The organism is Candidatus Methylacidiphilales bacterium, assembly GCA_033875315.1.
Classification (GTDB): domain Bacteria; phylum Verrucomicrobiota; class Verrucomicrobiia; order Methylacidiphilales; family CAZTYG01; genus JANRJG01.
In genome coordinates this window covers 43,605-57,496 of record JANRJG010000003.1, presented here as the reverse complement: position 1 = coordinate 57,496, position 13,892 = coordinate 43,605, and the positions used below count along the sequence as shown (strand labels likewise).

The following is a 13,892-nucleotide window of genomic DNA, read 5'->3' as shown; positions in this document are numbered from 1 at the left end:
CTGCTATGCCAATTTATCTTTGCGAGGCCTGCCGGAATAAGAAAGGGATAAAACGGACGAATATGCAGACAAAACGGCCATGGCGCCAGTGCAACAGGCTTTTTCCGGATAAGCTTTAGCCGTAAAAATGCAGATCAACGACAGCCCCGCTATTCAGCGGGGTGCAGGACACAGAGAACTCAGAGGAAAAATGCGTGGGCATAGCAGAAGAGGCCGATCACCGTTCGGTGTATCCCTTTTCGTCACCTATCCGTTTCTTTTCTTCTCGGCGATACTGCGCGAAATCAACTGCCGCGTTCCGGCTTAGATTCTATTTGGATAGGCCCTTATTTCACACAGTGGCGACTTGTCCGGAAAGGGCCAACAGGACGTAACAGGCTCCAGAGATCCCGCAGGGGCGCAGGGTCATTTTCTTGAGGGGCACATTCGGCTGTGGATTTTGCCATTCCCAAAGAAAGGCCCGGCGGATGTTGAAAAGGGGAGAATCCGGATTCACGATCAAGACAGGTTTGGAGGAGGCATTGGCCTGCCCAAGATACAGGGGCCACCAATCGGAGAGAAGGGGATCCTCGGGCCGGCTTCTGGTGGGGGATGCCTGGGTTCCTTCGGAAGCCAGATGAATCGCGAACGAGACCCTGCCGCCGTTGGCTGGGTGTAGTCCGATCCGTGCCACGGGGCCGCTGCCCAGGCCGGCATAGGCGCAGGCATGGAGCAGGGCCAGGCGGGTGTATTTTTTTCCTTTGAGGTCGATGTCGACCCCGTCCACGGAGACTTCATCCGGAGCGGAATTGCTGGGAAACACCACGGCAGAGGGACGCTCGGGAGTCTCTTCCGGGAGCCAGAACGGGACGCCGAAAAAATCTAGGCGGCCGCTGCGCAAGTTTTCCCACAGCAGGCCGCTCTTCAACCAGCATCGGTTGGGCGTGCGCAGACAGGCGCGGCGGGCGCGGCCCGGCTCCAGCGGAGTCCACTGGCCTGTGACGCGCGGACCCTGTTGCTTTTTAAGCAGTTGCATGAGGCCCTTTTCCATCTCCGCCGCCGTTGTGCTGCCGGACAGGTCAACATCCCGGATGCCAAATTGTACAAATGTGTTGGGCTCTAAAGCGGTCAGGCCGGGGATGGGCATGCGGTCGATGGCAATGGCGGGGTTGGCACGGAAGGCGGCAGGGGACATGCCGTAGGCGCTGCGGAAATGTCGGGCCAAATGCCCCTGGTCGGAAAATCCCGTGGTGGCAGCGATATCTGCCAGGCTGCGGGCGGAATCGCGGATCATCTGGGCTGCCTGCCGCACCCGGATTCGGCCTAGGCAATCCCGGGGTCTCAGGCCAAGTGTTTGCAGGAAGATTCGCCTCAGGGTCCGGGGACTGACCCCGGCGCGCTGGGCCAGATGTTGCAGATTGTTTGACCTTCCCCCCGTTCGGTCCACGTGCGCATGCATCAACATCAGTGCCCGCGTGATGACTGGTGGCAGCGGTGGAGGGGACGGACGGCCCAGGAGACCGGCCGAGGCCTCCCCGCAAAGGAGAAAGTCCAGCAACAGTCCCGCCACACGCCGGGCCATTTTGGCGTCCGTGGGGTTGCGGATTCGCATCAGGTCCAGTATCCACTCCATGAGAGCCTGAACCCGCTGGCGCCCGGGCGCATCGAGTTCAAGCATTCCCCCGCCGGCCAGCGATGTGGCGGCCCTGGGTGGTTGACACCGGACGCTCACAGTGAGAAAGCGGGGGAAGGGTGGCCCTACCGGTTCGCACACCACCTTCACCCCATGGTCGCGCACCATGAATAAGCCTTCGCGTGCTGCGCGCAGAGTTTGGCCGGCGTGGGAAAACTTCAATCCCGCCCCTGTGTCGATCAGGAGGCTGAAATGCAGATCCTCTGGAACACCGTCGGTTTCCCAGACTTCGCGCGACGAAACCACCCCCCGTCTGGCTGAGAGCACTTGGGTTACTTGAATAATGGGAAGCAGGGGTTTCACGCTTTTTTGGAGGTCGTCCGTGTCGTCTGCCCCAAGTGAAGGGCGGCGGGGAGGAGGATGGAACGCGTCGGTTCGTTGCCATGCATGATGCGGTTGGTCAGTCGGCGGATGGCCGTGGCCCCCAGGTCGATATCCGATACTTCCGTGGTGGTGATATCCGGTAGGTCCGGCCAGATGTTGAACTTCCCACGGTGGTATCCGGCAACGGCCACATCCGCAGGGAGGTGGAATCCCTTTTCGAGCAGAAAGCGACAGAGCGTGTTGGCCGTGCCACTGCTGCTGCAGACCCAGGCATTGGTTCCTTTGCGGACCCGCTCCAGGACTTTTTTTTCCCATTCGCCTACCCGGAATTCGTTCATGGCCAGGGCCAGGTCGATCTCCACTGGGATCACATCGCGGGGTTCGTAGGGCAGGTCGCACAGGACCAGGGCTTCAAACCAAGCGGAGAGGCGACTGCAGGCCCAGCTCATCTCACGGCAGAAGCCAAAAAAACCGATCTGACGATGCCCTCCGGCGTGCAGGTGTTCGACCAGGGCCAGCATGCCTTGGCGGTCGTCGATGCCCACATGTTCCATTGGAACGCCGGGGTAGTGATGCACGATGGATACGGCGGGCCATTTTTCCGCGAGGTGCCGGGCCACTTCGGCAGGCCAGCGGTGGATCAACACCAAACCGTCCACCAGACCCGAGCGCATGGCTTTGGGTTGGAAGGACGGATCAAGCAATTGGCTGCACGCGCCCGCCTCCACTTGGTGGGTGAGGATGTTGAGGTTGTAGCTCAAGGAGGCCCGGTTCATCCCGGTGATAAAATCCTGTGCCGGGTTGGAGGACATCAAATGGGTCAGGGCCAGAACCAAGTGGTCCCGGCTTTTCAATGCCACCCCGTCGGCCCGGGCGGGACTTTCGTAGCCCAGTTCCGCCGCGAGTTGAAGGGCCCGGGCACGTGTTTCGGGGTGAATGCCTGGAGCGTTGCGCATGGCCCGCCAGACTGTGGGCACGGAGACCCCCAGCCTGCGGGCCATCATGGAAAGGTTGGGACGTGGGGAGGCGGTGCGGGGCATGGAATGTCCTGTAGAGATCGAGCATATATTAAATTACGAAATATTACAATACATTACGTAAAAAATAATTGCCCCCATTGGGCATGTCGCATAAATTTCTAACATGAAGACCGCCATTCTTTTCTCAGCCCGTCTTGTGATGCCGTGCTTGTTGCTTTTTTTCGCCTACGCGATGCTGGAGACGGTCTCTGCGCAAACTGTCACAAAGGGAAACAACACCACTTCTCTGAATTTTGGTGCAAGTTATGTGGGTGGCGTGGCACCTACGGCCAGTGACACGATCATCATTGACAATACCCTGACCGCAACCAGCATCACCGCGGGAGTAGCTGCGGACATATCCGTCTTGGGAATCACCATGAATGCTGCTCCCGTAAGCGGGGCAGCCCGGGCGTTCAACATCTCCGGAGGCAATGGGGTGATCACGATTGGTGCCGGTGGCGTGACCAAGGCGGCCAACACCTCCGCATTGACGTTCAGCAATACGTTTGCTCTGGGAGCCAACCAAACTTGGACGATTAATGCCTCAAGCGGAACTGGGACGGGCAACCTCGTTTTGAACGCCCCGTCCATCACGGACAATGGATTCTTCCTGAACATCACCGGCGCCGGTCGGCTTGATATCACCCGGGCCGGTACGGTGGATCTGACCAACAACGTCAATCTGAATACGGCCCAAGTGGTCATCAACTCGGCTACCACTGTCGTGAACCTCGGCAACGCCAGTCAGACGGACAACTTCCAAATCATCAAGGGTCGCGCCATCGGTTCGTCCCTGGGCAATTTCGGAGACGCCAGCAGTTTCGGCGACGGCGGCACCAACACGGCCATCACCATGGGTGGGGGGACCGTGGGTGACAACGGATTTTTCGAATACTCAGGTGGAAATGCCACCTCCAATCGCACATTCAATTTCGACCGGCGCACCACCGGCTCGGAAATCCGCAACACGAACGCGGATTCCACACTCACGCTCACAGGCAACATTCTGAACAACCAAGGCACCGGAACTGCAGACTCGGCCTACAGCTTTGGAGGTTCCGGGAACATCACCCTTTCCGGCAACGAGCAACTCAAAGACAATACGAATGCTGGACAGCGCACGACGCTGAACAAGAACGGTATCGGTACGCTGATCATTTCCGGTAGCAACAGCAACACCTCGGACACGACGGGCACCTACGGGGGCATGACCAACGTCAACGGTGGGACCCTCTTGGTCAGTGGCACCGGTTCCATCAACAGCACCTCCAACATCACCGTCAACACGAGCGGGACCTTCCGTTACGACAGCTCGACCGCGCTTTCACGCAATGTCACCGTCTCGGGCGGCCGTTTTGCCTACAACTCGGCATCCAACTTCACCGGCACCCTGACTTTCAACTCCGGTACCGTCGCCGGATCCAACCTGGCCGGTGTCGCCCTCTCCATCGGTGCCAACCAATCCCTCGCCCCCGGCAACAGCACGGGCAACATGACCACGGGGGCCGTCACCTGGGCCAATGCGGGTACTTTCCAGTTTGAAGTCAATGATGCCACCGGTGCCGCCGGCTCGACCACCGCGGGTTGGGACTTGCTCAACGCCGCCAGCCTCAACATCACTGCGGGCACCGGCCAGTTCACCATCGAAATCGTCAGTTTGGATGCGCTCCAGGCCGCTGGTTTGGCCCAGAACTTTGTCGATACAAACTCCTACCAATGGCTCTTTGTCGATGCGGCGGCGGATATCACCGGCTTCAGTGCGGACAAGTTTGTCTTTTCCGACAGTTTCTTGAACTCCACCACCGGAACCTTTTCGGTCACCCAGGGTGGTATCGGGAATCTGGACAAGCTTTACATCAATTACACCGCCATCCCCGAACCCTCCACCTTCGCCCTTCTGGGCCTTGGTCTGGCAGGCCTGATCGCCTTGCGCCGCAAGCATCGCTCCTAGGGTTTCCCCGCTCCACCAAAGGCATCCAAGGCGGAACGCGATCTTCCGCCGTCTCCGGGCCTAGGCGAGACAAGCCGAGCGCCTTTGTCATCTATATCGCTTAATCCATTCAACTTGGACTAAGCGATAACTTCGTTCACCAATCGGAGTTGGGTTATCACTTAAAGCCCTCAATGCCAAGAGTTTCTGCTTCAATCTCTTCGCGCATTTGCTAGTTAACTGCGTTGATGTGGTTGACACGCACTCCCTGCGCTTCATTCAAGTGGCTCGTGGATAAAGCATGGATGCAGTGCCAAGTGGGTTTTTGTGCGGATTCCGTATCGCGCTCAAACTTTCAGCAATCCTCCAACAATGCTGCGAATGATTCTGGCGTGCCAAAATATTGCATTTTAATACTAAAAATAGATTGCTAAAGAAATGGATACAGAACTAAGCTATCTCCTAGGCAGTAAATGCGTTGATTGTACTTACTGCGATTACAAAACTGGGGTCTAATCATGAAAAACACCATCAAGTTATTCGCCGCCTTTGCTTCTTTTTCGTGGATCTGTGCGATGGGGCATGCGGCCAACATCACCTTTTCGTCAGGCAATTACACCAACAACGCTTTCACCACCGGTTCCAACTGGGTCGGTGGGGTGGCTCCCGGAGGGGCTGATGTGGCGGTGTTCAACACGACGGGTGACCAGTTCGTTTCGGTGACCACGGGCACGCCATCCGGTGGATTCCTTTTCAGCAGCACCACAAATGTGACTAATAGCTATGCCATTCAACCCGGCGCGTTGGGGGTTATCTTGAACAACGGGTCTTCCATCGAACTGGATTCCACCTACCGGGGGATTGCCAGCTTTGGCATCGGCACCGGCGGCGGGGACCAGGCGCTATCCCTCAACGGTACCGTCACACTTAATTCCAGCGGGGTCTTCGGTTCTGGAATCATCGTCAACCGTCTCAACACCCGCGATAACACCGGGGCGGTCACGCTCAACTTGGACGGGACCAACAGTGGCTTCCGCGCCCAGTATGGGAATATTCTGACCGGTGTCATATCTCAAAACGCCACGGTCTCCACCCTTTCAGTGGTCAAGAATGGTTCGGGCACATGGGTTTTGAACAATGCCAACACCTACACGGGAGGCACCACCCTCAATGCCGGTACGCTCGTGGTCAACAACGCCACCGCTCTTGGCACCGCGGGAGTCATCACCATCGGTGGTAACGCCACGCTCGTGACGGCTGCGGGTTTGTCCGATCCGTCCTCCCGCATCACCATCAATGATGGGGCCACGTTCACAGTGGACACGGCGGGCAACAGCCAAACCTGGAGCACTGTTCTTGGTAACTCTGGGGGCAGCAATACCGCGGGTCTGACCAAAACCGGTCTGGGCCAACTCACCATGGCATTTGCCGCAGGTCAAAAGCAAACCTACAAAGGCGACACCACGATCAACGCCGGCCTGCTCTTTGTCGATGGTAGCCTGCATACTGGGAACTTCACCAACCTCATCGATTCTTCCTCCGATCTCATACTCGGCGGCGGTTCGCTTTATTTCCGTGGCAACTCCAGCCTCACGAGTTCCCAAACCTTTGCCAGCACCACGCTCAAACCGGGGGTTTCCGAATTCCGGGCCGCTGCAGGATCGGGAACAAACACCATCGACTTCGCCTCCATCACACGTGACCCCGGAGCACTTCTTTCCATCACCACGGTGGGTGGCTTTTCCTACAAGGCCACCGGCACCGCCAACGATGCGGGTGGATTGGTCAAGGGTGTGGTCATCGGCAACGATTTCGCCACCAACAACGGCTCCAATTTGGTTGCCACCACTTACACCACGCAAAACAATTCAACCCTCTGGACCAGTCCCACGGCCAACTACACCACCGGCGCTGCGGTCACCGGCACGGTTGGCAATGCCACCATCAATTCGCTCCGTTTTGCCAATGCCTCGAACCAGAATGTCACCATCACCGGCACGTTGGCCGTCAATGACGGGATTCTCTTCACGTCGACTGTCGGCGCCAACAACTCCCAGATCAGCGGCGGCAATCTGACCGGCCCCTCCGGCGGGGGCGATCTCATCATCGTCAACAACAACAACCGCAATCAACTTGGACACAGCACGATCGCCTCGAACATTGTCGACAATGGGGGAGTCACCGGCTTGGTCCTGCTCAACAGCGGAACCAACAGCAATACCCTTTACCTCACCGGTGCCAACAGCTACACGGGCAACACCACCATCGGTGGCGGCACCAATGCCAGCACGGGCACGCACGTTGTTCTCGTCGGCGGTGCCTCGGGAGCCAGCATCGGAAGCTCCGGCGCCACGGTCCTCGTCAATGGCGGCTCCGGTGGTCTCAGCAACGTCCTCCGCGTTGGTAACAACGATGCCACGGGCAACGTCCTCGGAACCCTCAATCTGCAGAACGGCCGTCTTTCTCTCAATCGCAACGACACGTTCACCCTCGGTGCCACGGTGGGTAGCGCCAGCGGGATGGGATCCATCACCCTTGACAGCACGGGCAACGCCACCGTCAACCTGGCCTCCGGGGTCAACAACTTCGCCACCCTCAGTGCCTCAGCCGGCGGTACGCTCAACCTCTCGGGCGCTGGTATCTACAACTTCAACTCGGCTTGGACGGGTTTCAATGGCACCTCGACCGTCAACTACAACAGCGGGAAGTTCTTTTTCAATGCCACCAGCAACGCCGCCAATGTCGTCGGCAATCAAATCATCAACGGTGCCGATGTTACGCTGGCCGGTGGTCGTTACTTCGGCAGCGGGGGCGGCAATCTGACCCTCAATTCCGGCAGCTTCAAGATCAACGGCACCTCCATGAACATGGAAAACAACGGGGTCAACAACTTCGTCATCAATGTCAATGGGGGCACCTTCATCGCCACCCCCAACACCAACAGCGGCAGTTTGTCGGCACTCGCGCTGGGGGGAGGCACCGCCTCATCAACTGGTAACGCCACGTTCAACCAGACAGGCGGGCAGGTGAACATCGGAGCACCCGATAACAATCTGGTGGCCGCGAACAACATCAACTCCGGATTGGCCATCGGGGCCGGGAACAGCACCGTGATCCAGGGTCATACTTCCTCCTACAACCTCTCAGGTGGCACGCTGCGCGTCTTCGGGGCCGTCTCCGGAGCGGGCAACAACACCACCACCAACGGCACTTCCAATTTCAATTGGACCGGTGGCACGCTCACGGCCGGCTCCTACTTGGGGGGGAATCTCCTCAGCAGCGGCAGCAACAATACGCTGGTGCAGGACGGAGCGACCACGGTCATGGCCCCCGGGGATACTTACCAGGGCACCCTCTACTCCGGACGCACCGCCATCACCGGTGGCTACCAGATCAACAGCGGCACCCTGGCCTTGGGCATCGGTGGAACCACCGCCGCCAGTTCCTACCATGAAACCTCCACCAATAGATATGACAACGTCTCGGTCTCCGGAGCCACCACTCTGGGTGGACGTCTGGCCCTGACCTTGAACAATGGTTACACTCCTCCCTCCGATACGACCACGCTTTACAACATCGTGACCGGCAGTGCCAGTGGCGTCACGGGCTCATTCACCAATGGCCAGGTGGCTTCTGGTGGAAATACCCGCGTGGTCTTGGCCGATGGTCTATCTTCGATGCTGGTCGCCGTCAACAACACCGGGTCCACCGCCAACGTGGGTGGATTGACGAATGTCGGTTCCTACCGCGCCTCTGTGGGCGGTTACGAATCCACCAACACCTACAACGCAGCCAGTGACAGCAGTTGGGATGCGGCCTCTGCGGGATCTTGGACGGTCTTCGATGCGGGTTCCACCGCCAGCCCCTCCACACAGGCCTCTGGGGCCATCGCGCAATTTGCCGATGGGGCGGGCACGGGCGTCGGGGCCAACACCGTCAACTTGAGTGCCACGCGCAACATCCAGGGCGTCCAGTTTGCCAGCGCCGTGGCCGGTCACAACTACACCATTGCCAACGGCGGCAGTGGGGCCCTGATTTTGGACAACACCGGCAACAACGCCGCGGCCACCCTCAGCGACACCAGTGCCTCGGGCAACACCAACACCATCGCCGTGCCCCTGACCCTCAACAGCAACCTCAACGTGAATGTGGCCAATGCCGCCAACACCCTGGCGGTCAACGGGGGCATCAGCGGCACGGGACGTGCGCTCAGCAAAACGGGCAACGGAACCCTCTCTCTGTCGGGAAACATCAACCACACCGGCGCCACCACGGTCAACGGTGGCACGCTCCTCTTGGCCTCCACCGGCAACCTGAGTGGCACCTCGGGAGTGGTCATCAATGCCGGTGGCACCTTCCGCAACAACTCGTCCATCGCGGTCACGGCCCCCGTCACGCTCAATGGGGGCACCATCGCCGGCACGGGCACGATCAACAGCGATCTGGCCCTCAACAGCCTCAGCGACGTGCTTTCCCCTGGCAACAGCCCGGGAACATTGAATTTGGGAGCCGGCCAGAACTGGTCCTCCTACACCTACGATTGGGAAACCAACAACTTCATTGGCACGACTGCCGGAACGGACTACGACCGGGTCGCCATCAACGGCAGCCTGACCCTGACCGGGGCCTCGACGGGTGTTTATGAACTCAATGTGCTTTCGCTGACCGCGGGCAACCTGGCCGGATTGGCCCCGAACTTCTCGGAAGTCAACCAGAGCTGGACCATCCTGAGCACCACCGGCGGTATCACCGGTTTCAACAGTTCCTTCTGGACCATCGACACCGCTGGCTTCACCAATCTGGAAAGCGGCACATGGGCCGTGGCACAAAGCGGAAATGATCTCGTGCTGAGCTACACCGCCATTCCCGAGCCCTCCACCTACGCCCTTCTCGGTATCGGTCTTGCGGCACTCATGGTCCTACGCCGCCGCTCGGCGCGTCCTCTTTGAGGTCGGATTTCGAAATGGCCAACAGGTTCGATGGCGGCAATGCCACCGCACCAACTTCAGCACTTCACGTCAAAGATTGGGGGAGGAGGTGGAACTCACCTCAATGACCTCGCGATGGCGAAGAGACATGCCATTAATACCATTAAATTGCACGTAATTTGTTGCAAACTAAGGACTGGTATTGCATTCGATTGTTACTCAGGCTACAAATTTACGACCACCTACCGGATAAAACTATGTTAAAGCGTTCCATCGCCCGCCTCAATTCTTACCTCCAGCCTTCGGCCCTCCTTTTGGCCGGTCTCGCCACACTCTGGAGCAACCAATCGCACGCGGCCAATGCCACGTGGAGCGGTGGTTCGGGTCTCTGGACCGACACGGTGAACTGGAGTGCCACTCCGGTCCCTGGCTCCGGCGATAGCGCCACCTTCACCAACGCCAACGACGCCAGCGTCTTCCTCGGGGGCAACCGTTCTCTCCTTGGCTTCACCTTCAGCGGCACCGGGGCGACCACCCTCCTCGGGGGAAACAGCACCAGCCCGGCCGATCAGGTCATTTCGCTCGCCGGCTCTGGTTCCAACATCACCATCACTGCGGGTGCCGGGATCGTGACCTTCGGCGCTGTCGGCTCCGGCGCGAAGGTGGAATTCAGTGCCAACCCCACCACCATCACCAACAACGGCAACCTCGTCTTCAACAGCGCGGTCTCGGCCAACTCCGGCAACGCCTCCAAGTCCCTCACCCTCGCAGGTTCGGGCAACACCTATTTCAACGGCGGGTTGAACAACAACACCGGCCCTGCCATCACCGGTCTCAACCTCAACAACACCGGCCTGACCTATTTCAATGCTGCCAACACCTTGAGCGGCAACATCAGCTATGGTGGCAGCAGCAGCACCGCTGTCAGCCTCATCCTCGGCAACGCCGCCGCCCTCCAGAGTGTTTCAACCATCAACTTCAGCAACTTCAGCTTTATGGGACGGCTGCGGTATGCCGCCGGCGGTTCGATGACCTACTCTGGCATCGCTCCAGTGCTCAGTCTGAATGGTAACTCCGCCAGTCCGACTCTCGACCTGAGCCTCGACGGTTTCGACCAGCAGTTTTCTTCTGCTCTTCTCAACCAGAAGGCTCAGCTCGTGGTCTCGACCACGGGCGGTCCCGCCAAGGTCTCGGTGACCGGCGCCACCACCTTCGGGGTCAACAACGGCGCTCAGAGCGCGGTCCTCAACCCCCTCGGCTCCGCCAGCCTTTCGATGAATGGCGTTTCCACCCTCGCCGGGGATGCCACCTTCCGCACCCAGACGCTCGTGCTCGGCGGTTCCTCCACCGGCAGCGAGATCACCGGAACGATGGCGGGGGGCACCAACAGCACCATGAGCCTCAACAAGGCTGGGTCCGGCACATGGACCCTGCGCGGCGCCAACACCTTCAGCGGCTCCACTGCCACCACCAGCGTCTCAGGAGGCCGCCTCGTCCTCGACTACGGCACCAGCAACAACAACAGCAAGCTGGCTGACGACGCCACTCTCTCCCTGCTTGGCGGTACCCTCGACCTCAGTGGGGGCAACCATACCGAGGCGGTCCTCAACACCACCGTCAACACCGGAGGCAGCCAAGTCACGCGTTCCAGCGGCAACTCCACCATCGCCCTCGGGACCATCACCTTCACCGGTGGTTCGCTCAACGTTGGCGCCGACAACATCGCCACCACCAACACGGGCAACACCAATGGACGCCTCGGCACCGGCGCCGCCCGCGCCACCGTCGGCGGCACCACTTGGGCGAAAAATGACGGCTCCACCAACATCGTCGGCTTGGCCGATGGCGATTACACGGCCACTGTGACTTCGGGCGGGGGCAACAGCACCATGTACAGCCACACCGGCAACCTGACCACATCTTCCACCACCCTCGGCTCCCTGCGTATCCGTACGAACGGCGTTGGCCAGACCATGATCATCAATGGCGGTACGGGTATGATACTGGGCAACGGAACCGTCTCAGGTTCCGGCGGTCTCCTCTTCACGGGTGCCGACGACTACACCATTCAGGTCAATGCCAGCAACATCCGCTCGGCCAGCGGCCCGCTGATCTTCCAAACCTGGGGCAGCGGCACGCTCACCATCAACGGCACGGCCACCAACCTTCTCGGCAGCAACATTGAGAAATACGGCACCGGCCGCCTCGTGTTGCGGGGCACCAACGGCAGCACCTCCGGCACCGCCACCCTCATCGCCGGGGGCACCCTCTCGATCAACAGCAACGGCTCGCTTGGTAGCAACTCGACCACCGGCGTCGCCGTCACCCTCAACGGCGGCACCCTCGAAGCAGACACCACCGGCGGTTCCTTTGCCCTCAACAGCGCCGGGGCCAACCACCGCAACATCACCATCGGCCTCGCCGGGGGCGCGCTCGATGTCATCGGCGGCAACAACTTCACCGTCTCTGGTAACATCAGTTCGACCACGACCGGCACCGGCAACACCTACTCGGCCCCGCTCACGCTCGGCAGCGCCTCCACCAACGGCACCTTCACCCTCAACGGCACCAACACCTACACCGGCGGCACCATCCTCCGGGGCGGTACCGTCGAGGTCCAGAGCGCGGCCGCCTTCGGCAATACCACCGCCGCTTCCAACAACTTCGTCCAGTTCACCGGGGGTTCCCTCCGCTTCGGCAGTGGCGTCACCACCGACTACTCCCAGCGCATCCGCTACAGCAACTCGACCGTCAGCCTCGACACCAACGGCAACAACGTGACCTTCGCCAACGGAATTGATTACACGAACACCGCCGGCCTGTCCAAATCCGGAGGCGGCACGCTGACCATCAATGGCACCAGCACCTACGGCGGGGCCACTTCCATCACCGGTGGCACCCTGGCTCTCGGCTCAGCCGGCTCGCTGACCAGCACCACCGCCCTGACCAACAACGCCGCCTTCGACGTCTCCGCCATCAATGGTCCCTCCACGACCATCGGCTCACTGGCTGGTAATGGTACGACGAACCTCGGGGCCAAGAACCTGATTGTCGGTGGCAACAATGGCTCCACTACCTTTTCCGGAGCGATCAATGGCACCGGTGGTTCACTGACCAAGAATGGCACGGGCACCATGACCCTGAGTGGAACCAATGGCTACACCGGATCGACTTCTGTCAATGGCGGCACGCTCTTGATCAGCAGCACGGGATCCATCAACAGCACCAGCGGCATCACGGTGAATGCCGGCGGAACCTTCCGTTACAACAGCAGCACGGCACTGGCAGCCGGGCTGACCAACAATGGCGGTTCCATCGCCGGCTCGGGTAACTTGGGCAGCCTCGTATTGGCCGGCAACGGCTCGATCGACCCGGGCAACAGCCCCGGTATCATGACGGCGGCTGGTACAAATCCCACCGGTGGATTGGATTACAACTTTGAATTCACCGCCGCCGGGGCTCCTGACTGGAGCAACGCCTCGGCCAGCGTCAACGACGTCCTTCGCCTGACTGGTGCTACACCGTTCACCGCCGATCTGGGTGCCGCCAATGCCGTCAACGTCTATCTGGCTGTGTCCTCGCTCAGCCCGGGTTTGACCTTCCAAGGGGGCTTCTTCACCGACAACGACCTGACCTTCCTGGCCAACATCCAAAACGGCTCCTACAACTTCTTCGTGCTCGGCGATGGGTCGGGCGCCAACAGCTATAACGGGACGTCCTACTACACCTTGGCCCAATACAATGCCTTGGTCAGTGGCAGCTACACGGTCAACCTGAGCACCGTAGCGGTTTCAACGGCCAACTTCGCGGGCGGCACGGTCGACGGCTTCGTCAGCCAGTTCAACGTGGTCCCGGAACCCTCCACCGGTCTCCTCCTGGGCATCGGATTGGCTGGACTCATTGCCTTGCGTCGCAAAGCTCGCATCCAAGGCTGAAGCACCCCCGCCCCGCGCGAATACCGCCAGTTCAGTCCGGCTCTTCGAAGAGCTGATCACATACACCCCGGTTGCAAAACC

5 protein-coding genes are annotated in these 13,892 nt (G+C 59.9%); 3 read left to right on the top strand and 2 right to left on the bottom strand.

From position 1 onward, the window contains the following. Window positions 1-331 precede the first annotated feature (331 nt). Window positions 332-1,939 carry a helix-turn-helix transcriptional regulator gene (locus SFU85_00355; GenBank protein ID MDX6765220.1) on the bottom strand — a complete coding sequence of 536 codons (1,608 nt, stop codon included), beginning with the start codon at window positions 1,937-1,939 and terminating at the stop codon, window positions 332-334. Window positions 1,940-1,971: 32 nt separating this feature from the next. Beyond that, complete coding sequence (locus SFU85_00350; GenBank protein ID MDX6765219.1) at window positions 1,972-3,036, bottom strand: LacI family DNA-binding transcriptional regulator; 1,065 nt, start codon at window positions 3,034-3,036, stop codon at window positions 1,972-1,974. 103 nt (window positions 3,037-3,139) lie between these two features. On the opposite strand from SFU85_00350, the gene SFU85_00345 reads away from it, so the two are divergent. From SFU85_00345 to SFU85_00335, 3 genes are all read left to right on the top strand, one after another. Continuing rightward, window positions 3,140-4,969: a PEP-CTERM sorting domain-containing protein gene (locus SFU85_00345; protein MDX6765218.1), complete on the top strand. Its 1,830-nt coding sequence runs from the start codon at window positions 3,140-3,142 to the stop codon at window positions 4,967-4,969. Between the two features lie 497 nt (window positions 4,970-5,466). Next, on the top strand, window positions 5,467-9,897 hold the full coding sequence (locus SFU85_00340; protein ID MDX6765217.1) for an autotransporter-associated beta strand repeat-containing protein: 4,431 nt from the start codon (window positions 5,467-5,469) through the stop codon (window positions 9,895-9,897). Window positions 9,898-10,133: 236 nt separating this feature from the next. After that, the gene (locus tag SFU85_00335) at window positions 10,134-13,811 is read left to right on the top strand and encodes an autotransporter-associated beta strand repeat-containing protein (protein MDX6765216.1); all 3,678 of its coding nucleotides are present in this window, start codon (window positions 10,134-10,136) and stop codon (window positions 13,809-13,811) included. Window positions 13,812-13,892 lie beyond the last annotated feature (81 nt).

Coding starts and splice junctions, on each gene's coding strand:
- SFU85_00340 (MDX6765217.1), top strand. CDS start 5,467: ATGAAAAACACCATCAAGTTATTCGCCGCCTTTGCTTCTTTTTCGTGG.
- SFU85_00350 (MDX6765219.1), bottom strand. CDS start 3,036: ATGCCCCGCACCGCCTCCCCACGTCCCAACCTTTCCATGATGGCCCGC.
- SFU85_00345 (MDX6765218.1), top strand. CDS start 3,140: ATGAAGACCGCCATTCTTTTCTCAGCCCGTCTTGTGATGCCGTGCTTG.
- SFU85_00335 (MDX6765216.1), top strand. CDS start 10,134: ATGTTAAAGCGTTCCATCGCCCGCCTCAATTCTTACCTCCAGCCTTCG.